The sequence below is a fragment of the Allobosea sp. RAF48 genome (assembly GCF_052114025.1).
Taxonomy (GTDB): domain Bacteria; phylum Pseudomonadota; class Alphaproteobacteria; order Rhizobiales; family Beijerinckiaceae; genus Allobosea.
Map to the genome: position 1 here is coordinate 26,472 of NZ_JBFRDZ010000014.1, position 23,723 is coordinate 50,194.

Annotated in this window: 22 protein-coding genes and 2 pseudogenes; 7 read left to right on the forward strand and 17 right to left on the reverse strand. The window is 66.1% G+C overall.

Annotation, left to right across the window (positions count from 1 at the left end; all coding sequences use genetic code 11):
- Window positions 1-28: 28 nt before the first annotated feature.
- Window positions 29-961: a LysR substrate-binding domain-containing protein gene (locus tag AB4Z10_RS22905; protein WP_441472705.1), complete on the forward strand. Its 933-nt coding sequence runs from the start codon at window positions 29-31 to the stop codon at window positions 959-961.
- 107 nt (window positions 962-1,068) lie between these two features.
- On the opposite strand, the gene xylA is transcribed toward AB4Z10_RS22905, so the two are convergent.
- The 10 genes and pseudogenes from xylA to AB4Z10_RS22955 form a co-directional block, all read right to left on the reverse strand.
- Window positions 1,069-2,376, reverse strand: a complete 1,308-nt coding sequence (xylA, locus tag AB4Z10_RS22910; RefSeq protein ID WP_441472706.1) for a xylose isomerase — start codon at window positions 2,374-2,376, stop codon at window positions 1,069-1,071.
- Window positions 2,373-3,839, reverse strand: a complete 1,467-nt coding sequence (gene xylB / locus AB4Z10_RS22915; RefSeq protein ID WP_441472707.1) for a xylulokinase — start codon at window positions 3,837-3,839, stop codon at window positions 2,373-2,375. The genes xylA and xylB overlap by 4 nt, the downstream gene beginning before the upstream one ends.
- Window positions 3,839-5,020 (reverse strand): Gfo/Idh/MocA family protein, encoded by a 1,182-nt coding sequence (locus AB4Z10_RS22920; RefSeq protein WP_441472708.1) that lies wholly within the window; start codon window positions 5,018-5,020, stop codon window positions 3,839-3,841. Before AB4Z10_RS22920 ends, xylB begins: the two co-directional genes overlap by 1 nt.
- The gene (locus AB4Z10_RS22925) at window positions 5,020-6,075 is read right to left on the reverse strand and encodes a sugar phosphate isomerase/epimerase family protein (protein ID WP_441472709.1); all 1,056 of its coding nucleotides are present in this window, start codon (window positions 6,073-6,075) and stop codon (window positions 5,020-5,022) included. The genes AB4Z10_RS22920 and AB4Z10_RS22925 overlap by 1 nt, the downstream gene beginning before the upstream one ends.
- A 91-nt stretch (window positions 6,076-6,166) precedes the next feature.
- Window positions 6,167-6,355: pseudogene (locus AB4Z10_RS22930) on the reverse strand (gfo/Idh/MocA family oxidoreductase); the annotation flags it as partial.
- 1 nt (window position 6,356) lies between these two features.
- Window positions 6,357-6,632, reverse strand: a pseudogene (locus tag AB4Z10_RS22935) (ATP-binding cassette domain-containing protein); the annotation flags it as partial.
- Window positions 6,633-6,730: 98 nt separating this feature from the next.
- Window positions 6,731-7,768, reverse strand: a complete 1,038-nt coding sequence (locus tag AB4Z10_RS22940; protein WP_441472710.1) for a LacI family DNA-binding transcriptional regulator — start codon at window positions 7,766-7,768, stop codon at window positions 6,731-6,733.
- Between the two features lie 358 nt (window positions 7,769-8,126).
- A complete protein-coding gene (locus AB4Z10_RS22945; RefSeq protein WP_441472711.1) occupies window positions 8,127-8,312 on the reverse strand; it encodes a hypothetical protein in 186 nt (61 codons plus the stop codon).
- An 8-nt stretch (window positions 8,313-8,320) separates the two neighbouring features.
- Window positions 8,321-10,078 carry a PHA/PHB synthase family protein gene (locus AB4Z10_RS22950; protein WP_441472712.1) on the reverse strand — a complete coding sequence of 586 codons (1,758 nt, stop codon included), beginning with the start codon at window positions 10,076-10,078 and terminating at the stop codon, window positions 8,321-8,323.
- On the reverse strand, window positions 10,068-10,682 hold the full coding sequence (locus tag AB4Z10_RS22955; protein WP_441472713.1) for a TetR family transcriptional regulator: 615 nt from the start codon (window positions 10,680-10,682) through the stop codon (window positions 10,068-10,070). The genes AB4Z10_RS22950 and AB4Z10_RS22955 overlap by 11 nt, the downstream gene beginning before the upstream one ends.
- A 243-nt stretch (window positions 10,683-10,925) precedes the next feature.
- On the opposite strand from AB4Z10_RS22955, the gene AB4Z10_RS22960 reads away from it, so the two are divergent.
- Window positions 10,926-11,138 (forward strand): hypothetical protein, encoded by a 213-nt coding sequence (locus AB4Z10_RS22960; protein WP_441472714.1) that lies wholly within the window; start codon window positions 10,926-10,928, stop codon window positions 11,136-11,138.
- Window positions 11,139-11,285: 147 nt separating this feature from the next.
- Here AB4Z10_RS22960 and hydA read toward each other — a convergent pair whose 3' ends face one another.
- The 6 genes from hydA to AB4Z10_RS22990 form a co-directional block, all read right to left on the reverse strand.
- Window positions 11,286-12,767 carry a dihydropyrimidinase gene (gene hydA, locus AB4Z10_RS22965; protein ID WP_441472715.1) on the reverse strand — a complete coding sequence of 494 codons (1,482 nt, stop codon included), beginning with the start codon at window positions 12,765-12,767 and terminating at the stop codon, window positions 11,286-11,288.
- 15 nt (window positions 12,768-12,782) lie between these two features.
- On the reverse strand, window positions 12,783-13,442 hold the full coding sequence (locus AB4Z10_RS22970) for an aspartate/glutamate racemase family protein (protein ID WP_441472716.1): 660 nt from the start codon (window positions 13,440-13,442) through the stop codon (window positions 12,783-12,785).
- Window positions 13,443-13,496: 54 nt separating this feature from the next.
- The gene (locus AB4Z10_RS22975; protein ID WP_441472717.1) at window positions 13,497-14,798 is read right to left on the reverse strand and encodes a Zn-dependent hydrolase; all 1,302 of its coding nucleotides are present in this window, start codon (window positions 14,796-14,798) and stop codon (window positions 13,497-13,499) included.
- Window positions 14,799-14,997: 199 nt separating this feature from the next.
- The gene (locus AB4Z10_RS22980; protein ID WP_441472718.1) at window positions 14,998-15,903 is read right to left on the reverse strand and encodes a LysR family transcriptional regulator; all 906 of its coding nucleotides are present in this window, start codon (window positions 15,901-15,903) and stop codon (window positions 14,998-15,000) included.
- A 45-nt stretch (window positions 15,904-15,948) separates the two neighbouring features.
- Complete coding sequence (locus AB4Z10_RS22985) at window positions 15,949-16,554, reverse strand: amidohydrolase family protein (RefSeq protein WP_441472719.1); 606 nt, start codon at window positions 16,552-16,554, stop codon at window positions 15,949-15,951.
- Between the two features lie 158 nt (window positions 16,555-16,712).
- Window positions 16,713-17,585 carry a polysaccharide deacetylase family protein gene (locus tag AB4Z10_RS22990; RefSeq protein WP_441472720.1) on the reverse strand — a complete coding sequence of 291 codons (873 nt, stop codon included), beginning with the start codon at window positions 17,583-17,585 and terminating at the stop codon, window positions 16,713-16,715.
- 471 nt (window positions 17,586-18,056) lie between these two features.
- Between AB4Z10_RS22990 and AB4Z10_RS22995 the strand changes: the two genes are divergently transcribed.
- Entirely contained in the window at window positions 18,057-19,073 is a 1,017-nt protein-coding gene (locus AB4Z10_RS22995) for an amino acid ABC transporter substrate-binding protein (RefSeq protein ID WP_441472721.1), read from the forward strand.
- Window positions 19,074-19,180: 107 nt separating this feature from the next.
- Here AB4Z10_RS22995 and AB4Z10_RS23000 read toward each other — a convergent pair whose 3' ends face one another.
- Window positions 19,181-19,720, reverse strand: a complete 540-nt coding sequence (locus AB4Z10_RS23000; protein ID WP_441472722.1) for a MarR family winged helix-turn-helix transcriptional regulator — start codon at window positions 19,718-19,720, stop codon at window positions 19,181-19,183.
- 225 nt (window positions 19,721-19,945) lie between these two features.
- Between AB4Z10_RS23000 and AB4Z10_RS23005 the strand changes: the two genes are divergently transcribed.
- From AB4Z10_RS23005 to AB4Z10_RS23020, 4 genes are read left to right on the forward strand one after another with little or no spacing between them, the layout of a single operon-like run.
- Window positions 19,946-20,971 carry an ABC transporter substrate-binding protein gene (locus AB4Z10_RS23005; protein WP_441472723.1) on the forward strand — a complete coding sequence of 342 codons (1,026 nt, stop codon included), beginning with the start codon at window positions 19,946-19,948 and terminating at the stop codon, window positions 20,969-20,971.
- 28 nt (window positions 20,972-20,999) lie between these two features.
- Window positions 21,000-22,079: an ABC transporter ATP-binding protein gene (locus AB4Z10_RS23010; RefSeq protein WP_441472724.1), complete on the forward strand. Its 1,080-nt coding sequence runs from the start codon at window positions 21,000-21,002 to the stop codon at window positions 22,077-22,079.
- Window positions 22,076-22,927, forward strand: coding sequence for an ABC transporter permease (locus AB4Z10_RS23015; protein ID WP_441472725.1), 852 nt, complete (start codon window positions 22,076-22,078; stop codon window positions 22,925-22,927). The genes AB4Z10_RS23010 and AB4Z10_RS23015 overlap by 4 nt, the downstream gene beginning before the upstream one ends.
- The gene (locus AB4Z10_RS23020) at window positions 22,924-23,721 is read left to right on the forward strand and encodes an ABC transporter permease (RefSeq protein ID WP_441472726.1); all 798 of its coding nucleotides are present in this window, start codon (window positions 22,924-22,926) and stop codon (window positions 23,719-23,721) included. The genes AB4Z10_RS23015 and AB4Z10_RS23020 overlap by 4 nt, the downstream gene beginning before the upstream one ends.
- The last annotated feature ends 2 nt before the right edge of the window (window positions 23,722-23,723 follow it).

Consider the following 23,723-nt stretch of genomic DNA (forward strand, 5'->3'; position numbering starts at 1 on the left):
TCGGCCGACGTCATCGAGGCAGGTGTCCATGGAAATTCGGCATGTCCGCTACTTTCTGGCGGTGGCGGAGGAAGCAAGCTTTCGTCGCGCGGCAGAGCGGCTGAACATCAGCCAGCCCCCGCTGAGCAGCCAGATTCGCGACCTTGAGCAAGAGCTCGGAACGACGCTGTTTCATCGTTCCGCGCAGGGCGTCGAGTTGACAATGGCCGGTAAATTCCTGCTGGAGCCCCTCCGGGATCTCCTCGATCGATTCAACAACACTCTCGCCTTGGCAAAATCCGCCGGGCGCGGTGAAGCTGGTCGGCTCCGCATCGGCTTCCTGGCGTCGGTTTCAATGCACGAAATGTTCCCGCGCATCCTGAGAGCGTTCCGCCAGCGCTATCCCGATGTCGTCCTCGACATGTCTCATCTGCCGACCGGGACGCAGCTTGAGATGCTGGCGAATGATCAGCTCGATCTCGGTTTTTTGCGCCCGCTAATGCCAAGTTCGCCGTTGCGGAACATCCAGATGATCGAGTTATGGCGCGACAGGCTCGAGATTTTCTTCTCGGCCGACCATCCGCTTTCTCGCAGCGATGGCGCGGTCGACCTGGAGACTCTTGCGGATGAGGCCTTCGTCGCGTTCAAGCGGCAGGTCGGCAGCGGCTTGTTCGAGCATACGCTGGCGCTCTGCAAAGGCGCCGGTTTCGTCCCACGGGTGGTGCAGCAGAGCAGTGACGGCGGCGCGTTGCTCGGCTTCGTCGGCGCGGGGCTCGGTGTCGCCATCCTGCCGCGGGTCTACGCCACCAGAGGCTTGCCCGGAGTTGGCCATCGCGAGCTGCGCGCGCGCGATGCGAATACCGGAATCGCCTTGGCGAGGACCTTGAACAAGCCGGCGCCTCTCGCGGAGCGCTTCCTTCGACTCGTCGAAGAGGTTCGTGACGCAGGTTCCGATGATCTGATGAAGCCAATCCCAGGTTGAGCAGCGTCGGAATGGCAGGCGCTGCCTTTCGTCCTGTTGCGCCCCGAATTGAGGCGGCGGCGGAGAATGCCGGGCCGCCTGCCCTGCCATGAACGGCGGCTGTTCTGTCAGGCCAGCCGCGCGACCAGATTTTCCAGCGCTTCCTGCCGGCCGCTCCTCGGCGATGGGCCCGCGCCGCTTGCTTCGGCGCGCGCTGCCAGAGCACTCAAGGCAGTCTCGCCTGCGAGGATCTTCTGTCCTTCGGCGCCGGACCAGCCGGCATAGCGTGCCTCCCGCTGCGCATCGAGCGTCCCGTCCTGCACGATTCGCTCCGCGATCAGCAGCGCGCGCGCCATCGTGTCGATGCCGCCGACATGGGCGTGCAGCAAATCCGCGATGTCGATGCTCTGACGGCGGATCTTGGCGTCGAAGTTGAAGCCGCCATTGCCCAGGCCGCCATGCCTGACGATCTCCAGCATCGCCAGCGAAAGATCCTGGGCGTTGTTGGGGAACTGGTCGGTGTCCCAGCCGTTCTGTGGGTCGCCGCGATTCATGTCGATCGAGCCGAGCAGGCCGAACGCCGCAGCCGTCGCGATCTCATGCTCGAAGGAGTGACCCGCCAGCGTCGCGTGGTTGGCCTCGATGTTGAGCTTCACTTCGCCCAGCAGCTTGTGCCGGGCAAGGAAGCCGTAGACCGTCGCGACGTCGCGATCGTACTGATGCTTGGTCGGCTCCATCGGCTTCGGCTCGATCAGGATCGTGCCCTTGAAGCCGATGCGATGCTTATGCTCGACGACGAGGTTGAGGAAGCGGCCGAGTTGGGCGTCCTCGCGGGCGAGATCGGTGTTCAGCAGGGTGTCATAGCCCTCCCGCCCGCCCCATAGCACGTAGTTTCGGCCGCCGAGCCGCTGTGTCGCCTCCAGCGCATGCTTCACCTGGCCGGCGGCGAAGACGAACACGTCGGGGTCGGGATTCGTGGCCGCGCCGGCCATGTAGCGGGGATGGCTGAACAGGTTGGCGGTGCCCCAGAGCAGCCTGATGCCGGTCCGCTGCATATGCGCCTCGACACGCTCCAGCACGCGGTCGAGCATGGCGTTGCTCTGGCGCAGGCTTTCCCCTTCCGGCGCGACGTCGCGGTCGTGGAAGCAGAAGAACGGCAGGCCGAGGCGTTCGAGGAAGGCGAAGGCCGCGTCGGCCTTGTCGAGAGCGGCCTCGAGCGGGGCACCGGAGAACCAGGGCCGTTCCAGGGTCGGTCCGCCGAAGGGGTCGAGGCCGTTGGCGACAAAGGAATGCCAGTAGGCGACGGCCGGGGACAGCCAGTCTTCCATGCTGCGCCCCAGCACCTGCCGGTTCTTGTCGTAGTAACGCAGGGCGAAGGGATCGCTCGCTTCGGGACCGACGAAGCGGATGTGTGGAAGTTGGTCGAAGACGGTCATGATATGCGTCCCGTATCCGCGAAGAGCTGATGAAGGGTGGGGTAGAGAGAACGATAGATCGCGCGGCGCCGTGCCAGCGCTTCCGCAAGCCCGGGCTCCGGCGCGTACCGCGCGGTCACCGGCGGACGCGCCGCGGCATCCGCTAGGCTGGCATCGCCGGCCGCGACCCGCGCCAGGCGCGCGGCTCCGAGCGCCGGACCGACCTCGCTGCCAGCGACGGTGTGCAGGGGGCGGCCGAGCACGCTCGCCAGGAGCCCCAGCCAGAATGGGCTGCGTGCGCCGCCGCCGATCGCGGTGAGCTCCGCGATCGGCCCGCCGCGCGCCTCGAGCGCGTCGAGTCCGTCGGCGAGGGCGAAGGCAACCCCCTCCAGAACGGCGCGCGTCAGCGCGGCACGGCCGGTTTCGCCGGAAAGACCGAAGAAGACGCCGGCTGCGGCCGGATCGTTATGCGGGGTCCGTTCGCCCGAAAGATAGGGCAGGAAGACCAGCCGCTCCTGCGCCGGCGCGCTTTCCGCCTCGCGCAGCAGGCTGGCTTCGTCGGCGCCGAGCAGCCGGGACAGCCAGGCGAGCGAGGCCGCGGCCGAGAGAATGACGGACATGCGATGCCAAGTCTGCGGCACGCAATGGCAGAAGGCGTGCACCGTCCGCTCCGGATCGGCCACATGGCCGGAATCGCTGACGAAAATGACGCCGGAGGTGCCGAGCGAGAGCAAGGCGTTGCCGGGATGGACGCAGCCGATGCCGAGCGCCCCCGCCGCATTGTCGCCGCCGCCGCCGGCAACGGGGATACCGGCCGGCAGGCCGAGAGCGCGGGCCGCGCCCGGCTGAAGCCTGCCCGAGACCTGCGTGCCTTCGACGAGGCGCGGCATCCGGGTTTCGTCGAGGCCGCAGGCTGCCAGCATCGCCGGTGACCAGCGCCGGGCGGCGGTGTCGAGCCAGAGCGTGCCGGAGGCGTCCGACATGTCCGAGGCGAGCTCCCCCGTCAGCTCGCGCCGCAGCCAGTCCTTGGGCAGGAGCACGGTGGCGATCTGTGCGAATAGCTCGGGCTCGTGCTTTCGTACCCAGAGCAGCTTCGGAGCCGTGAAGCCAGGCATGGCGAGATTGCCCGTGATGGCACGGCTTCTAGGCTCCGACGCTTCCAGCTCGTGGCATTCGGCCGCGCTGCGCCCGTCATTCCAGAGGATGGCCGGGCGCAGCACGCGCCCGGCACGGTCCAACAGCACGGCGCCGTGCATCTGGCCGGCGAGCCCGATCCCGCGCACCCCGGAAAGGTCATGGCTGTGTGCGAGCTCGGCCGTGGCTCGGCAGGTGGCGTCCCACCAGTCAGCCGGTCGCTGCTCGCTCCAGAGCGGCTGCGGCGCGGCGACGGTCAGAGGGGCCGTGGCATGCCCGACGAGACCGCCGTCCTCGCCGGTCAGCACAGCCTTGACGCCGGAAGTCCCCAGGTCGATCCCGATATGCATCAGGCCTCGACGGGCTTCCAGGCCGAGTTCGCAGCGCTGGAGGCGACCGCCGCGGCGATGAAGGCCATGCCACGCAGACCTGCGGCTATGCCCGGCACCAGCATGCTGGCCGGATCGGGAGATCGCTTCTCCAATCGCGCGAAGATCTGCTCCGCTGCGTCGCGATAGAGCTGCGCGAAGCCCTCGAGATAGCCCTCCGGGTGCCCGGCGGGGATGCGGCTGGCATGGGCCGCTGCGGTGCCGGCGCCGGCCCCGGCGCGCCGGATGGTGCGGGGAGGCTCGCCATGGGGGGCGAACAACAGGCGATTGGGCTCTTCCTGCGCCCATTCAAGCCCGGCCTTGTTGCCATAGATCCGCAAGCGCAGTGCGTTCTCGTTGCCCGGCGCGACCTGGGATGACCAGAGCATTCCGCGCGCGCCGCCCGCGAAACGCAGCAGCAACTGCGCGTCGTCGTCCAGCCTCCGGCCGGGGACGAAGCATGTCAGTTGCGCCGCGACAGCCTCGCAGCTGAGGCCGCTGACGAACTCGGCGAGATTGAAGGCGTGGGTCCCCAGATCGCCCAGGCCGCCGGCGGCGCCAGCGCGCGCCGGATCGGTGCGCCAAGCCGCTTGCTTCTGGCCGGTTTCCTCCAGCCGGGTCGTCAGCCAATCCTGCGGATACTCCGCCTGCACGACGCGGATCGTGCCGAGCTCGCCCGACTCCACCATCTCGCGGGCCTGCCGGACCATCGGATAGCCGGTGTAGTTGTGGGTCAGGAAGAACAGGCCGCCGCCTCGGGCCGTCGCCGCAGCGATGGCTGCGGCATCCTCGTTGCGATGGGCCAGAGGCTTGTCGCAGATGACATGGATGCCTCGCTCAGCGAACGCGCAGGCTGGCCCGGCATGCATGTGGTTTGGCGTGACGATAGCGACGACGTCGATGCCATCCAGCCGCGAAGCTTCCCGCTCGGCCATCTCGGCGTAGTCTGCGTAGCTGCGCTCGGGAGCTATGTGGAGTTCGGCTGCGCTCGCTGCAGCCCGGGCCGGGTCCGACGAAAGCGCCCCCGCCACGAGTTCGTAGCGGTCGTCCAGCCGGGCGGCGATGCGATGCACTGCTCCGATGAAAGCGCCCTGGCCGCCACCCACCATCCCGAGGCGCAGCCGGCGGCGCACCGTACCGTTGCTCTTGCCCTCGATTGCCATCAGCCGATCCCCAGCAGCAAGCGGTTGGCGGCCTCGTCGACGCCGCTGGCCGCGAAGTCGTCGAACGCTCGTTCCACGGCCTTGATCAGGTGGCTGGCGATGAACGGGGCCCCTTCGGCTGCGCCTTGCTCGGAATCCTTGATGCAGCACTCCCATTCGAGCACGGCCCAGCCGTCGAAGCCGTATTGGGTCAGCTTCGAAAAGATCCCGCCGAAATCGACCTGACCATCGCCCAGGGAGCGGAAGCGCCCGGCACGCTGTGCCCAGGGCTGGAAGCCGGAATAGACGCCTTGCCGGCCACTCGGATTGAACTCGGCGTCCTTCACGTGGAACATCCGGATCCGCTCGCGATAGATGTCGATGAAGGCGAGATAGTCGAGCTGCTGCAGCAGGAAGTGGCTGGGATCGTAGAGGATGTTGCAGCGCGGGTGGTTGCCGACCTGCTCGAGGAACATCTCGAAGGTGATACCGTCGTGCAGATCCTCGCCGGGATGGATCTCGTAACAGAGATCGACCCCGGCCTTGTCGAAGGCGTCGAGGATTGGGCGCCAACGCTTCGCCAGTTCGGCGAACGCCGTCTCGACCAGCCCCGCCGGGCGCTGAGGCCAGGGATAGACGAAGGGCCAGGCCAGCCCTCCTGAGAAGGTGGCATGGGCGGTCAGCCCGAGATTGTGCGAAGCCTGCGCTGCGAGCAGCAGTTGTTCGACCGCCCATGCTTGTCGGGCCTTCGGATTGCCGCGCACTGCCGGCGCGGCGAAGCCGTCGAAGGCGAGGTCATAGGCGGGATGGACAGCCACGAGCTGGCCCTGGAGATGGGTCGACAGCTCGGTCAGCTCGACGCCCGCCTCGGTTAGGACGCCCTTGACCTCGTCGCAGTAGGTCTTGCTTTCGGCCGCCTTGCGCAAGTCGAAAAGCCTGGCGTCCCAGCTTGGGATCTGGACGCCCTTGTAGCCGTGCCCCGCCGCCCAGCGGGCGATGCCGGGTAGGCTGTTGAATGGCGCCCCGTCGCCCGCGAACTGGGCAAGGAAGATGGCTGGCCCCTTGATCGTCTTCATCCTTGATCCTCCCGTGATGTCAGCGGGCGCCCGGAAAGCGCTTCAGATGGGATTGGCGACGAAAGCGCTGCCGCGGCACTGCTTGAGGTAGGCCGCGCACCACCTCGGCGCGGATGTCGTCGGCGCCGTCCCAGAGCAGGGTGCCGAGCGACCCGGTGATGCGCCAGGCGCTTTCCCAACTCGTGCGCAGCCCTTCGGCACACCAGCTGCCGCGGTAGTTGAAGATCACGCCGCCGGCCATCTCGAACACGGCGATGGCGGCGACGTCATGGGCATACCAGTACGGTCATATGCGGGTAGAGCGCGTAGGACTGGAAGACCATTGCGACGTCGCGATGCATAGGTGCGACGTCGTTGACCTTCTCTTCGCCGATGAAAATCTCGCCGCCGGAAACATCCTCGAGCCCGGCGACCATGCGCAGCAAGGTCGACTTGCCGCAGCCGGACGGCCCGACGAGTGTGATGAATTCCTTGTCAGCGACATCGAGATCGACGTCCTGGAGGATACGGAGCGATCCGAAGTCCTTGCGGACTGCGCGCATCGTGACGGAGGCCATGTCAGCCCCTCGCTGAAGCGGGGGCGTGTTCTGCTACGTCGAAAGCCATCCCTCTGTCCTCACTTGGTGTTTTCCGTCCCTGGAAACCGCGTGCCTGTTCACGGCATGTTGTCGCGGATGAAGATGTCGATGCGGATCCGCTCCTGATCCGGCATCAACGGTTCCTTCAGGCAATGCGCGAGAAGCACCCGCGCTGCCGATCGGATTTCGTGGCCGGCATCCTGGTTGATGCAGGCATCCATGGTGCCGCGCACGAGGAAGCGGCGCGTATGCGGGGTGAGCTCGTGCCCGATAAAGATCACCTCGGCGGCGCGGCCGCTTGCCTCCAATGCTGCGGCTACGCCCCGATTGCCGGCCCCCATGTTGTAGAGACCGACAAGGTCCGGCATCTGCAGAAATTCTTCGGCGATTGCCCGGTTGCGCTCGTTGTCGTCGCGTCCTTCTTGCGGAGGTTGCGCACATAGTTCCGGATATTCGCTTTCCAGCACCTGCGTGAAACCGAAGCGGCGCTCCGCGTGATCGCGCAGCGCCAGCGAGCCGGCGATCAGGCCGATGCGGCCCGTGCGGCGGGCGGCAAAGCGTCCCATCAGGGTTGCGGCGGTGCGGCCGGCGGCGGCATTGTCGATGCCGATATAGCGAAGACGATTGGCCGTCGGTGCGTCCGAGACCAGCGTGACCACCGCTTTGCCGGCCGCTGCGAGATCGTCCAGCGCGGCACGGACGCGGGGATGGTCCAGCGCGATGGTCGCGATGCCGTCATAGCGTTCGCCCAGGCTCTCCAGCAGCGTGGCAAGGATGTCTGGATCAAAGACGTCGGCTTCCCGCACATCCACGAAGGCACGCTGGCTTTCCAGCCATTTCGCGGTCTCGGCCAGCTGGCTCGACAACAGCTCCACGAAGCTCGTCCGGCTCGCGGGCAGCACGAAGCAGAAGCGCAGCGATTTGCTGCCGCGAGCGAGCCGCACGGCAGCCGGGTCAGGGCGATAGTTCAGCTTGCTGATAGCGGCCTCGACGCGCCCGATCGTGCGGTCGTGCACGCCAGGGCGGCCGTTGATGACGCGATCCACCGTGGCGAGCGAAACGCCCGCCTCTTGGGCAACGTCTTCCAGGGTCACGCGATCGAAAGAGGAATTCATGCCGGCAGCATGACCTCAGATATTGAGGTGCGCAAATCATTTTTTGAAGTGTCGCGGGTCTCGCAGATATATGTGTCGTTGCCGGCGAGGCCCCGGTGCACGGATCATGTCGAGGAGGGAGGGGAAATCGGCTGTTTCGATCGCGTTGCGCAAACGCAAGTCGATGGGTTGGAAATGCGCTGGCGATCTTACGATCGATGTCATTCTGTTTATGTTATAAAAAATTGAATTAATTATCATTTTTAATGATGATGCGCGCCCCGTTGGGCGCCGTCCGCGTACAGGACTGCGAATGCCGCGGTCTTGAGAACTCCCATGCTGACAGCGGCGATGACCCGCTCCGGATCCGAGCCGGAGCCTACCGACAAAACGTCGGGATGCCGTCGACCAGCGCGCCGCTGATCTGCCCCCGGGAGGCCATGACGGTGAGGGAGACAGCCGCGAGGAGATCGATGTCGTCGCGGCCGACAATCCGCGCCAGCGCAGCGTTGTCGCCGATGGCGAGCTCGTCGGAGGTCCGGTTCCTGGGAAGAGGCTGCTCCATTCGCGGACTCACCGTTGCAGGACGTAGCTGCCGGGGGCGTCGGCGAGAGGCGCATATCCCGTCGCCGGGGCGCCCATGGCGGGGGCGGGTACGCGCTCGGAGGTGGAGCGAGCCGCAAGCCATTCCAGCCAGGCGGTCCACCACGACCCTTCCCTGAGCTCGGCCGCGGGCAACCACTCGTCCGGGCCGCTCAGGACGTCGCCGTGATGGCGCGTCGCGATGCGGAAGCGACGGTTCGGCCGCCCCGGTTCGCTGACGATGCCGGCATTGTGGCCCCCGCTCGTCAGCACGAAGGTGACTTCGACATCCGTCAGCAGGTGGATCTTGTAGACCGAGCGCCATGGCGCGACGTGGTCGCGCTCCGTCCCCACGCAGAAGATAGGCGCGCGGATATTCTGGAGCACAGCCGGCCGGCCCGCGACCAGGAAGCGGCCGCTCGCCAGCTCGTTGTCGAGATAGAGGCGCCGCAGGTATTCCGCATGCATGCGATAGGGCATGCGGGTCGAATCCGCGTTCCAGGCCGTGATGTCGAACATCGGGCTGCGCTCGCCCATCAGGTAGTCGTGGACGACTCGCGACCAGACGAGATCGTTGGAACGCAGCAGCTGGAAGGCCCCGGCCATCTGGTCGGCGGAGAGATAGCCGCGGTTCCACATCATGCTCTCGAGGAAGTGCAACTGGCTCGGATCGATGAAGAGCGCGAGCTCGCCGGGCTCGGTGAAGTCGGTCTGGGCGGCGAGCAGCGTCAGCGAGGCCAGCCTGTCGTCGCCGGAGCGCGCCATCGCGGCGGCGGCGATCGACAGCAGGGTTCCGCCGAGGCAATAGCCGGCCGCGTGGATCTTGCGTTCCGGGACGATGGCGCCGACCGCGTCGAGCGCGGCCATCAGGCTCTCGCGGTAATCCTCCATGGCGAGGTCGCGATCCTCCGCCGTGGGATTGCGCCAGGAGACGCAGAAGACGGTGTGACCGTTCTCGACCAAAAAGCGGACCAGCGAATTCCCCGGCGACAGATCGAGGATGTAGTACTTCATGATCCAGGCGGGCACGATCAGGATCGGCTCGGCTACGACGCTCTCCGTCGCCGGCGCGTACTGGATCAGCTCGATCAGCTCGTCGCGGAAGACGACCTTGCCCGGCGTCACCGCAACATCGCGCCCGACGACGAAGTTCTCGGTGCCCACGGGCGGCTGGCCGCTCGCCTGCCGCCCGACATCCTCGATCCAGTGGCGGAAGCCCTGGACGAAATTGGCGCCGCCCGTCTCCATCGCCTTCGCCATCACCTGGGGATTGGTGAAAGGCAGGTTGGAGGGCGAGAACATGTCGAGCATCTGGCGGGCGGCGAAGGACACCACGTCTTGATGATGCGGCGTGACCCCCGGAACCTCGTGGGTGGCGTTGTGCCACCATTGCTGGCCGAGCAGGAATGCCTGAGCCCAGTAGGAATAGGGCGGCCGATGCCAGCTCTCGTCGCTGAACCGGTTATCGCCCGGCAAAGGCTCGATGCAGGCGGGCGCGTCCGGCTGCATGAGGGCCGTCGCCACATGGGCGGCGAGTCGGCTCGCCTTTCTGCCGGCCTTGTAGGTCAGCTCCATGCGCTTGCCTGGTGCCGCCGCGAGATGCAGCATCCAGTCGAAATACGCGAGCGCCAAGGCGGCGGGCGAAAGCCCCCCGGTCAGTTGCGCGCCGAGCGCCTCCCGCATCCGGTCGATCGAGTGGAAGGCTTCGAGGCCTAGGGAATCGGCGGCTGGCGTGACGTCAGGCTTCATGCCGAGCTTCCCCAGAAGACGCCAGAGCGCCGCATTTTTCACCGCCCTCGAGACACAGCCGGAGAATTTGCTCCAGCAGGCTTCGCAGCCTGTCCCGGCCGCTGCGATCAAGGCGGCCGATGGAGAGAATATCATCGAAGACTGCCAAACCGCCGAAGCATGCGAGAATCATCGCCACACGCTCCGGCTGTGCTGGTCCTAGTTTTTCGGTGAGGTGGGTCGAAAAGCGAAGGCGCACGAAATCGCGCAGAACGGGCCCCGCGCGCTCATGGCCGAGCGAGCGCACGACAATATCCATGGGATCGATGAGCCCGAGCTTCGGGTCGAGACGTGGCGCAAAGAACAACGCCGCGAGGCTGACTGCTGGATCCGGTGCATCGAGCGCCTCGTCGAAGCGGCTGTCGAAGGCAGCTTCGAGCGTGCTTGCAAATAATTCCTCTTTCGATCCGAATGAACGATGGACCAGCGCGACGTCGACTCCGGCGCTGCCGGCAATGTCGCGAAGCTTCGTACCTTCGTAGGAATGCTGCGAGAAATGCAGCATTGCGGCCTGCAAGATCCGCTCGCGCGTCCGCTGCGCAGATCGCTTCTTCGTTTCGGCCATCATCGCAGAAGCCCTAACCATTGCGCGAAGAATTCTACCAAAAGAATACCAACCGTCGTTGACTCAAATCAAGGTATCGCGAATGAAGGTGCGATCGCACGACGCGCTGGCCCCAATCTTGCGCTTCTATCGCCCGCTACGACTGTGCCGGCCCGAATTGAAACAGTGTGTATCGCGTGGGGCCATTATGAGTTCAAAGCCCGATCGTCTGCCTCTCATGAAGTGCCGCCATTCGAGCTGGCCATGAACATGACGCAGCATATCAACCCAAATCACGACCAGTGCGTCATCTTTCTCAAATGCGCCTTGCTTTGCGTTACCGAGAAAAATCCTGAAGACGAGCGTCTACGAAAGGCGATTGAGCTCGTCTTGGACGCTGCAAGCCATGTTGAGAGCGTGCCGTCTCCTTCAAATGTCGTCCAGTTCTGCCGAAGGGATGCGCGCCTCAACGACTGAACACTTCGCGCGCTTGCGTCGCGTGGGGTACGACACGCGGATGCGGCCGGTGCCGGGGTTGGACCAGTGCGCTCCGGGCCATGCAACCCTGAGCGCATTCCAGCTCAAAACGCCGGCCGCCGAAAATTGCGGCCGGCATGCTGCGTGTCAGTCGAGCAATACCGCGCCGAAATTCGAGCGCGGGTCCATATCGGCGACAAGGCGTCCGGTCGGCTCCGTCGCCCAGCCGCCCTCGCGGCGCAGCCAGCGACCGGTGCCGGGCTTCCCGTGCAGCGCGCCGTCAGCCACGACCTCCGCGCCCCTGACGAGGACACGCTCCGGCCAGCCGGTGACGCTGCGGCCGGCGAAGGGCGTGAAGCCGGTGCGGTCGTGCATCGCCTCGTCGGTGATGGTCACCGCTTTCTGCGGGTCCCAGATCGCGATGTCGGCGTCGTAGCCGGGGAGCAGGGCGCCCTTGCCGGGGAGGTTGTAGATCTTGGCCGGCGCCGTCGCCGTCAGGTCGACGAAGGCCTCGAGCCCGCGCCCGGCGAATTCCGGCCGCCCCTTCGATACCAGCGCGTCGAAAAGCAGGGGCAATCGCGTCTCCAGGCCCGGCAGGCCGTTGGCGATCTGCTTGAAGTTCGGGTTCGGGCCGGCCGAGAGCTTGCCGGTCTCGTCGAAGCGATAGGGCGCGTGGTCGGAGGAAACCGTCTGGATGTCGCCGAGCGCCAGCGCCTGCCAGAGCGCATCCTGATCCGCCTGCTCGCGCGGCGGCGGCGAGCACATCCATTTCGCGCCTTCCAGGCCGGGCTTGTCGAGATCGTGCCGGGTCAGGAAGAGATATTGCGGGCAGGTCTCTGAGAAGACCTTGAGGCCGCGACCGCGCGCATCGCGGATCGTTTGCGCTCCCTCGGCGGTCGAGACGTGGAAGATCATGACGGCCACGTCGAGCAATTCGGCGGCCGTGATCAGCCGGTTGAAGGCCTCGGCCTCCGAGCCGCGGGGATGGCTGATCGCGTGGTATTTCGGTGCGACATAGCCCTTCTCGACGAGCTTCCTGCCCATCCAGGAGATCATGCCGTGGTTCTCGGCGTGTACGCAGACCAGCGCGCGGTTCTGCCTGGCGGTCAGCAGCAAATCGAGCAGCGGCTCGTCGTCGACCTTGATCAGGTCATAGGTCATGAAGACCTTGATCGAGCCATGGCCCTCACGGATCAGCGCCGGCAGATCCTGCTGGACCGTCTTGGCGTCGGGATTGGCGACGATGAGATGGAAGGCGTAGTCGATCAGCGCGCCGCGCCGGGCGAGGGCCGAATAATCATCGACGACCTTGCGGAGATCGAGGCCGCGATGCTGGGCGGCGAAGGAGATCAGCGTCGTGTTGCCGCCGAAGGCCGCCGAAGCCGTGGCGCTCTCGAAGGTGTCGGCATTGAGCAGCCCGCCGGCCGAGACCTGCTCGACATGGGCATGGGTGTCGATGCCGCCCGGCAGGACGAGCTTGCCGCTGGCGTCGATTTCGCGGGTGCCCGGCGCGAGGCCCTGGCCGAGCGCGGCGATCTTGCCGTCCTTGATCGCGACATCGGAACGGAAGCTGCCGGTCGCGGAGCCGACCGTGCCGCCGCGAATGACCAGATCGTAGTTAGCCGTCATATGTCCTCGTCCTTCTCAGCGCACCATAATGGTGCCGATCGCCATGGCGACCGCAGCTTGCGTCGGGTCGATCACCGGTATGCCCAGCGCATCCTCCAGCGGCCGGCGATGACGCGCCATGCCGGCACAGCCCATCACGATGGCGCCGGCGCCGTCCTCGTCCCGGAGTTCGAGTCCGACCGTGATCATCCGCTGCAGCGTGCCCTCGCCGGATGCGCTTTCAGCTACAGACATTTCGAGCGGTCGCTCGCCGGCAAGCCTGTCCATCAGCTCCATCTGGCGGAGATAGCGGATATGGCGCGGGATGGAGCGCGACTTGATCGCGATGACGCCGAAGCGGTCCGCCCGCGTCAAGGCGGTGAGCACGCCGCATTCGGCGATGCCGAAGACCGGGCTCGCTGTACCCTCGCGGGCGACATGGAGGCCGGGGTCCGAATAGCAGGCGATGACGAAGGCGTCGACGCCGTTGGCAGTCTCGATCCGGCGGCGCAGGGGGAGGGCGACGCTCTCGACATGCTCCTGCGTCTCGATGCCGATCGGGCCCTCGGTCAGCGTCTCGCAGACCAGCTCCGGTCCCTCGGCGAAGGCGAGGGGCGCAAGCGCCTGCCGCAGCCCTTCGGTGACAGCTTCGTTCGAATTGGGGTTGATGACGAGGATGCGGGGGCGGCGGCTCATCGGCGGAATCCGGAGATGATGGGCAGATCGTTTAGCATGGCATTGCTCACCGGCTCAGGCGACCTCTCTCGCCACCCAGTCGGCCAGGATGGCGCAGGCGGCAAGGAAGTCGTCGATCTCCATTGCCTCCAGCGGATTGTGGCTGCCATGCTCGTTGCGCACGAACAGCATGGCGATCGGCACGCCGGCCGCGGCGAAGGCGGCGGAGTCATGGGAGGCCGGGCTGCCGAGCGGCATGGTCGCGATGCTCTGCCGGGCGGCGGCGGCTTCCAGCCCTGCGGCGATGCCGGGGTCGACCGGTCCGACGGCGGCACTGGCGCGCGTGCCGAGCTCGAAGGTCACGCGCCGGTGCGTCTCGATCTCGCGGATGGCGGCCAGCATCTTCGCCTCGACCCGTTCCAGCACGGCGGCATCGTAGGCGCGCACGTCGAGGCTGAAGGCGAAGCTGCCCGGAACCGTGGTCAGGCCGTGGACGGCCGGATCGGTATGGAAGCGGCCGAGCGTGACCGCCATCGGGAAGCCGGCGGCTTCCTCTTCCTGCCAGAGCCGGTCGAGCCGCATGGCGAATTCGGCGCCGGCCATGGCGGCGTCGCGGCGGAAGCGTCGGGGTGTCCCGACATGGTCGTGCCGCCCCAAGATGCGCGCGTTGGGGTAACGGAAATTGCCCGGTACGCCGGTGCAGATCGCGACCGGCAGGCCTGATTCCACCAGACTGGGCGCCTGCTCGATATGGACTTCGAGGAAGGCGCGGATCGCGGCGGGATCGAGATGGCGCTCACGCCGGCGGATCGCCGCGGAGTTGCCGCCGCAGGCGTCGATGCTTGCGGCGAGCGCGCGGCCATCATCGATGCGTCTGACCTCCAGCGCTCCATCAGGCAGAGTGCCGAGCGCCGAGCGGCTGCCGATATAGGAGACCTGGAACCAGACGCTCTCCTCGGCCCGCACGCCCATTGCCGTGACGTCGCAGCGCGGCTGGATGCCCAGTACGCGCAAGGTCTCGATGACGACGAGCCCGGCGATGACGCCCGCTGCGCCGTCGAAATTGCCGCCATGCGGCACGCTGTCGAGATGAGAGCCCATCAGGATGCGCGGAGCCACGGCGTCGCGGCCGGTCAGGGTGACATAGGTGTTTGCGGCGAAGTCGTGGGTGACAGTGAGCCCCCGCGCCTTGCCGTGCTCCATAAGCAGGCGGTGGCCGAAATCCTCTCCCGCGCCATAGGTGTCGCGGGTGATGCCGGGCTCGTCGCGGCTGCCGGCCGCCAGCCGTTCGAACAGAGCCTCCACCCAGCCGCGCTGCGCGGCAACGGCCGCGGCGATGGCCGTTTCGGCGTGGGGCGTCCTGGCGGTGGCAGTCATGTCGGTCCGGTCGGGTGTGGGCGCAGCCCTGTCACACGCCCGGCCTTGAAGCGGCGATGATCGAGCATGCGCGTCGTCTTATGATATTTGCCGCTGGGAGGCAGCCGGGAAACCTTGGGCCAGCCCGCGCGGCCAGACAATGGCGCTGTCTATGCGGATTTCCGGGGTGACATTCGCGCGTTGAATAGTACGGGCGTGTTCAGCCCTGCCCGAGCTTGGCGGCCGTTTCGGCGGCGATCAGCCTGACCTCGCGCAGGAAGGCGTCGGCTGCGCGCGAGATCGGCCGCTTGCGTGAGCGCACGACCGAAGCCATCACCTCGGAGGCGGGGGAGAAGGGGCGGATGGCCAGGTCGTAATGGCCGCTGAAGACGGGAGAAAGGGGGTCGACCACGGCGACGCCGACACCGTTTTCCGCGAGCACGCAGGCCGTGTTGCAGTAGCGGACCTCGACCGAAAAGCGGAACGGCACATCGGCCTGGGCGAAGGCCCGGCGGACGATGGTGCCCATGCGGGTTCCCTGTTCGAGGGCGATATAGGGCACCTCCCGCAGGTCGTCCGGCGTGATCGTCGGTTTCGAGGCCAGGGGATGGTCGGGGCGCATGACGCAGACCATGCTGCCGGTGAAGAACGTCTCGGCATCGAGCCCGCGATCGTCATCCAGCCCCATGACGAAGCCGAGCTCAGCGGTTCCGTTCTCGACGCTCTCCAGGACATGCTCGAAGCGCCGGACGTCGAAGGACACCCGCACCTTCGGACGCTTGGCGAGGTAGTTGCGCAGCGCCGCGGGCAGGACGCCGTAGCCCAGCGGGGGCGTCGCGATGATGCGGATATGGCCGGCCCGGTTCTCCTTGATGTCCTGCACCCGGGCCTCGAAGGCTGCGTGCAGGGCGAAGATCGGCTCGGAATCCTTGTAGAGCGAACGTGCCTCGGCCGTCGGGAACAGGCGGTTGTTGACGCGCTCGAACAGCGGGAAGCCGACCTGGCTTTCGAGATGCTTGATCGCGTTGCTGACCGCGGGCTGCGACAGCCCCAGCTCCTGCGCGGCGCGAACCGTCGTCTCGCAGCGGACGACGGCCCGCAGAAGCTCGATCTGGCGGAGGTTCATATGATCGCCCCGAATAGAGTGTGCTCACACTATTCGTTCAGCAAATCATAAGCCAGCCTCCGGTCCGTCATTGCGAGCGCGGCGAAGCGATCCAGGGGGACTGGATTCAAGCGTTCGACCCAGTCCCCCTGGATTGTTTGGTTGCTTAGCTCCTCGACCGTGTAGCCGTTGCGGGTGAACCAGCGGCCGTTGCGGTACATCGGCGCCATCACCATGCGCAGCCCGCTCGCCGCCGCGCGGTCTGAGCCAGCCATCGCTCGGGAAGGAGAGGTCGACCAGCGTGGTGACGCCCGACATCAGCAGCTCCGACCAGGCGACGTGGTTGAGATGCGGGATGCCCTCGGCATCGGCGCGGAACAGCCAGAGGAATTCGTAGAGCGAGGAATTGTAGAGCTTCGGCGTGCCGACCTCGTCGGTCATGCCCTTGTTGCCGGGCTCGCTCGACGGGTGGGAGTGGATGTCGACGAGGCCGGGCATGACCATGAAGCCCCTGCCGTCGATCTCGCGCGTAACCTCGCCCGTGTAGCCTTCGCCGAGATGCAGGATGCCGCTCGCGTCGAAGACCACATCGAGATTGCGGCGATAGACATGGTCGTCGGCGGCCGGATCATAGGCGATGACGATGTCGGCGTTGCGGATGCGGGTGGTCATGGCTGGGTTGCCTGCTCGCTGAATTCTCGACCTCGGGTCATCCCGGACAAGCGGCGAAGCCGCGCTGATCCGGGATCCATGCCTGAACCGTTCCGGCATGGATCCCGGGTCTCCGCTTCCCTTCGCCCGGGATGATGGCGGAGCGTCGATGGCTGGATTCAGCCCGCCGCCTTTTCCTGCGCGAGGAAATGCTCGGCGATTTCCTTGCCGGTGGCGATCCAGACGTCGCCATAGCCGCGGGCGCGGGCGAGGAAGTCACGCATGATGCCGATCCGCATCGGGCGCCCCGAAACCTGCGGGTGCATCACCATGGAGACGAGGCCGCCCCATTCGCGCGTCTGGCCGAGTTCGTCGTTCCAGATCGACAGGACATGCTCCTTCGGGAACATCGGGCGTGGGCTGAAGCGCTGCGACAGGCCGTAGAGCCAGTCGTCGAAGGACATGTTGACCGGCAGCTCGACAGGGCCCTTCGAGCCGTCGCGCAGCGTGTGCCGATAGGGGCGGATGTCGTCGCGGAAGGAGGAGGAATAGACGATGCCCTTCTCGCGGAGATAGCCGAGCAGCTCGTCGTAGTTCTCGCCCGAAGGCGCCCGGTACCCGACCGGTGTCACGCCGAGGATGCGCTTGAAGATGTCGAGCGTCTTGTCGATCTCCTCCTTGTCGGCGGCGAAGTCGCCGGGCTCGGGGCGCTTGTGCGAATAGCCGTGATGGCCGACCTCGTGCCCGTCCTTGACGATGGCCTCGCACATTCGGGGATGGACCTCGACCACCCAGCCCGGAATGAAGAAGGTCGCCTTGATCTCGACCGAGCGCAGGTATTCGAGGATCTTGGGGACGCCGACGCGCTCCTCGTAGCCGCCGAAAGAAAGCGTCACCAGCCGGTCGGTGTTCTTGGCATCGTATTGCAGCCAGGCCGTCTCGGCATCGACGTCGAAGGCCGGGAACACCGCGCATCGATATCCGGCCGGCCAGGGGTAGTCCGGGGCCGGGGCGGAGGGGTTGGCGATACGGTGGGGGAAATCTGTGAGCATCACAGGCGTCTTTCGCGAAAGAGCGCCCCCGCCGGATGGCCGAGGCGCGACGGAAGCGATGGGTGCGTGATTAGTTCCTGGTTTCGCCGTTACCCGGCTGCCGGAAGATGTCCTTCGGCTGAAATCTTGGAGGTCATGGCTGTTCCCCGTTTTGTCGGCTGGGAGATCGCGGGGCCTGGAAGGCAGGCGCGTTCGGCAGCCGGGCGTCCCCTCGATCGGCGCAACGGCGATCTTAGCGGGCGCGTTCCGGAACGGGTTGGCGGCGCGCTATGATTTATTTCCGGCCGCTATTCGGCACGCTTATAGGCGCGTCGGCGAAAGCGAGCAGGATCGCAGGATGCGAGGGGCTGCCCGGACCCTCTTCAATTCATCGGAGTTATGGCAGCGCCGAAAAACTGATAGCCGGCCGAATTGCCTGCAAGCCCGCTGTGGTGTCTCTGAATCCGTCGGGCATCGACGAAGGGGACCACAATGAAACTTGCCTTGAAGATGGCTCTCGCCGCAGCCGCTGTTGCATTGGCCTCCGGAGCGCAGGCTCAGACGCTGAAGACGGTGAAGGCCCGTGGCGTGCTGAACTGCGGCATCGGCACCGGGCTCGCCGGCTTCGGTCTCGCCGATGCGACCGGAACCTGGCGCGGCGTCAATATCGAGTTCTGCCATTCGCTGGCTGCTGCGATCTTCAGCGATCCGGCGAAGGTGAAGTTCGTCTCCCTGTCTTCGAAGGATCGCTTCACGGCCCTACAGGCGGGCGAAAGCGATGTCGTCGCCGCGACGACGACATGGACCATGTCGCGCGACGTTCAGGTCGGCCTGAATTTCCGTGCGGTATTTTACTATGACGGCCAGGGCTTCATGGTGAAGAAGTCGACCGGCATCAAATCCGCGAAGGAGCTCAGCGGCGCTTCGATCTGCATTCAGCAGGGCACGACCACGGAGCTGAACACCGCGGACTACTTCCGGAAGAACAACATGAAGTTCGAGCCGGTGACCTTCGCCACCAACAACGAGGCGACGGAGGCTTACGAGGCCGGGCGTTGCGACGCCTTCACCACCGACCAGTCCGGCCTCTACTCCGAGCGCCTGCGCTTCAAGGACGCCTCGGAGCACGTCGTGCTGCCGGAGACGATTTCCAAGGAACCGCTGGGCTATGCCGTGCGCCATGGCGACGACCAGTGGTTCGATATCGTCAGCTGGGCTCAATACGCGCTCGTGACGGCTGAGGAGCTGGGTGTCACCCAGGCCAATGTCGACGAGATGCGCGAGAAGTCCGACAATCCCGATATCAAGCGCCTGCTCGGCAAGGAGGGCTCTTTCGGCCAGTCGCTCGGGCTGGATAACGACTGGGCCTATCGCATCATCAAGACGGCGGGAAATTACGGCGAGGTTTTCGAGCGCAATCTCGGGCAGCAGTCGCCGCTCAAGATCGCGCGCGGACAGAACGCGCTGTGGATGAATGGCGGTCTGCAATACGCGCCGCCGATCCGCTAAGCTGGCTGCCTGCGACGGAGACCTCCGTCGGAGAAGAGATCACCTCGGAAAAGCGGCGTGCCCCTGACGGGTGCACGCCGCTTTTTGCGTAGGGCAGGCCGCCCCGCTCAGCGGTTCGCCAGCATCATCTTGCCGAGGGCGCCCGCCACCAGCGCCTGCTCGCTCGGCGGCAGCATGGCGACGAGGCGCCGCTCCGTCTCGGCATGGTCCCACATGGCCGGTTCGACCAGAAGGCGGCCTTGTTCGGTGAGTTCGACGATGACGCCGCGGCCGTCGCTCTCATCGGCCATGCGGCGGATATGGCCCGTTTTCTCCAGACGGCGGAGCAGGTTCGAAAGCCCGCCCGAGGTCAGAATCAGCGTATCGAGCAAGGCCTTGGGCGACATGCGGTAGGGCGCGCCCTGCACGCGCAGCGTCGCAAGCACGGCGAAGGCCGGGTATTTCAGCCTATGGCGCGCGAGGCTGCGGTTGATCGCAGTCTGAAACACCTCGTTGAGATGGAGGAGCCGGCCGACGATCCCCTTTCCGGAGCAGTCGATTTCCGGGAATTCGCGCCGCCAGCGCTGCATGCCCGCGCCGACGCGGTCGTTCTGCCAGAGCGCATCGGGCGTCTCGAAAGTCAGGTTTCGCGCTGCCTCGTTGCGCATTCAGATCCTCCAGAACAGCCCTTTCCGACCACGGCGGAGCGCGCGATGCAAGCATGCGACGTCGCGACTGCCAGCTCAAGATATCTTTCATTTATCTTTCTTGAAAGACAAATCGAGCCATGTCATGCTCCCGTCCGGCCGATGGGAGGGGAATTCCGTCGACTGAGGGAAAGCGCGCCGACAGCGGTGCACAGCGCCACGGGCAACAGACGGGAACAAGCAATCATGCGTCAGATGTTTCGTCATGCGACTGCCATCGCCGCCCTCGGCGTCGCACTCGCCTCGAATGCCAAGGCCGAGGAACTCGTCGTCGGCGCCTTCGGCGGTTCCTTTGCCGACAACGTAAAGGCCTGTCACGTCGCAGCCTTCGAGAAGGCGACGGGTGCGACAGTCTCGCTGAAGCTCGGCAATTCCTCGCAATTCGCCGCGGCGCTGCGCGCCACTGCCGGCAAGCCGGACATGGACATCGTCTATATCGACAACTCGTTGGCGGCGCAGACCGCCAACGAGAAGCTCAACGAGACGATCGACCGCAAGAAGCTGAAGAACGCGGCCGATGTGATCCCGACCGCCTGGGGCAAGGACGACACTTACGTCGTCGCCATGGTAAGCGCGACCACGCTCGTCTACAACCCGAAGCTGGTGAAGACGCCGCCGACCTCCTGGCTCGACCTTGCCGACCCGGCCTATGCCGGCAAATACGCTATCGGCGATATCAGCGGCACGGCGGGCCTGCAGTTCCTGCTCGCGCTGAACAAGCTCAAGGGCGGCACCCTCGACAACATCGACCCCGGCATTGCCGCGATCAAGCCGATCGCGAAGGGCTCGGCCGTGCTCTACACCCAGGCCGACCAGCTCCTGTCGCTGTTCGAGCGCGAGGAGATCGCCATCGCGCCCTGGTACCCGGATCGCGCCGGCGTCGCGATCGACAAGGGGCTCTCGCTCGCCGTTGCCTACCCGAAGGAGGGCGCGGTCGGCATCCTGCCGGCGGTGATCATCCCGAAAGGCTCGGCCAAGACCGAGCTCGCCTACAAGTTCCTCGATCAGATCCTTTCGGCCGAGGGCCAGGGCTGCTTCTCGGAGCGTGCCTATATCGGCGCGGTGAACAGCAAGGTTCAGCTCTCGGACAAGCTCAAGAAGATCGTTCCGAATGGCGAGAGCCTGGAGAAGGCCTGGTTCGTCGATCCGGAAGTGATCGCCAAGAACAGCGCGACCTGGACGCGCCGCTGGCAGCGCGAAGTCGCGCGCTGAGCCACGCTTCACCGGGAGAGGATGGGCGATGGGTTCGCTGACCTTCGAGGGGCTGGGAAAGTCCTATGGCGAGGTCGAAGTCGTCAGGGACGCGTCCCTGACGATCGCCGAGGGCGAATTCGTCTCGCTGCTCGGCCCTTCCGGCTGCGGCAAGACCACAATCCTGCGCATGGTTGCGGGGCTCGTCGAGCCGAGCCGCGGGCGCATCCTGATCGGCCGCGACGACGTTACGGCCCTGCCGCCCAACAAGCGCGGGCTCGGCCTCGTCTTCCAGTCCTATGCCCTGTTTCCGCATATGACCGTGTTCGAGAACGTCGCCTTTGGCCTGCGCCGTCGCAAGATCGCCGGCGCCGAGCTCGACAAGCGCGTCAGGGAAGCGCTCGGCATGGTCCGGCTCGCCGCCCTCAGTGAGCGCTATCCGCGTCAGCTCTCCGGTGGCCAGCAGCAGCGCGTTGCCATCGCCCGCGCGCTGGCGCCGCATCCGCGCGTGCTGCTCTTCGACGAGCCGCTGTCCAATCTCGATGCGCAATTGCGCGACGAGATGCAGATCGAACTGAAGCGACTGCAGCGCAGTCTCGGCATCACCACGCTCTTCGTCACCCATGATCAGGGCGAGGCGCTATCGATGTCGGACCGCGTCGGCGTGATGGCCAAGGGCGTGATGCAGCAATTCGCGACGCCGGAAGATATCTATCACCGCCCGGCGACCGGCTTCGTCGCGAGCTTCATCGGCAAGCCGAACCGCTTCGCCGGCTCCGTCGCGATGCGAGAGGGGGCTGGCGGGCGTCTCGCCGTCGGCGGTGTCGCGATTCCCGCGGCGCGCATCGACCAGCCGGCCGGCGCGAAGGTCGATGTCGTCATCCGGCAGGAGGCGGTGGCGATCCGCGGCAGATTGGCCCGGCCCGGCGAGGTCGCCGGCGAGGTGGTGCTGCGCTCCTTCAGCGGGGCGCGGGTGCAATATGTCGTTCGCTTGGCCGAGGGCGTCGAGATCGTCGCCGAGACGGCATCGCATGGACCGGAAGCGGCTTTGGCTGCAGGCGCCCCCGTTGCGCTCGCCATCGACCCGGCTGCCGTCTTCGCGATGCCGCCCGAAGGCTCCACGCCATGATGTCGCGGCGGCAAGGGCTCCTGCTGATCGCGCCGCTGCTGCTTGTGCTGGCCGGGTTCTTCCTCGTGCCGGTGCTGATGCTGCTGCCGATGAGCTTCGGCGTCTACGAGCCCGGAGCCGGCCTGGTCAAAGGTGCATGGACGCTCGAGAACTACACGCGGATCGTCACCGACGAGTATTATCGCGAGGTCGTCTGGCGCACGCTGGGCTTGGGCCTGTCCGTCACGCTGATCTGCCTGCTGCTCGGCTATCCGCTGGCCTATCTGATCGCACGCGGGCCCGAGCGCTGGCGCGTGCCGCTGATCCTGCTCGTCATCTTCCCGATGCTGCTCAATCTCGTGGTGCGCTCCTTCGGCTGGATCGCACTGCTTGCCAATCGCGGCCTCATCAACAACCTCTTGATGCAGCTCGGCCTGATCGGCGCACCGGTGAAGCTGCTCTTCAACTTCATCGGCCTCTTCGTCGGGCTCACGCATATCTACCTGCCCTTCATGGTCCTGATGCTGGTCGCGGCGATCCGCAACGTCCCGCGCGACGTCGAAGCCGCCGCCGCGACGCTCGGCTCCAGCCGAACCCATGTCTTCATGGCGGTGACGCTGCCGCTCTCGGCGCCCGGCATCCTCGCCGGCTCGATCCTCGTCTTCGTGCTGACGATCAGCGCGCTGGTGACGCCGCGCATGCTGGGCGGCCCGACCTATCAGGTCATGGCGACACTGATCTACGACGAATACATGCAGCTTCTCGACTGGCCGAGCGGCTCGGCGCTCTCCTTCGCGCTGACCTTCATGGCGGTCGCGATCATCTGGCTGTCGAGCCGATTGACCAAGCGCTGGGCGGGCATGGCATGAGCGACATGAGCGAAAACCGCCCCGGCTGGGGCCTGACGGCCACGGCCTTCACGGTCGTCGCCTTCCTGCAATTGCCGGTGATCGTCGTCGTGCTGGCGGCGTTCTCGACGACCTCCTACCTCACCATCCCGCCGCAGGGGCTGACGCTCGCCTGGTTCGGCAAGGTGCTGAGCGACCCGGCCTATCTCTCCGCCATCCGCATGAGCCTGATCCTGGCCTGCGGCTCGACGCTGATCTCGCTCGTGCTCGGCGTGGCCGCGGCCTACGCGCTGTTCCGCAAGGTGCTGCCGGGTTCGGAGGCGATCACCTCGTTCCTGATGGCACCGCTCGTGATGCCGGCGGTGGTCGTCGGCGTCGCGCTGCTGCAGTTCTACAGCATGAGCGGCCTGCGCGGTTCGCTCGTCGGCCTGCTGATGGCCCATGTCGTCATCACCGTGCCCTATGTCGTGCGCTCGGCGCTGGCGAGCCTGTCGGGCCTCGACCTCGCCGTCGAGGAGGCCGCGCGCGTGCTCGGCGCGAGCGGTTTCGAGGCCTTCCGCCTCGTCACGCTGCCGCTGATCGCGCCGGGGCTGGTGGCAGGCGCGCTGTTCTCCTTCATCACCTCGCTCGACAACGTGCCGGTCACGATCTTCCTGATCAGCGCCAGCCAGACGACGCTGCCGGTGCTGATCTTCTCCTCGGTGGAAATGGGCATCGATCCCAGTGTCGCCGCCGTCTCGACGCTGCTCATCCTCGCCACCGGCATCGTGCTTCTCCTTGCCGAGCGCCGCTTCGGCTTCCACCGCTTCGTCTGAAC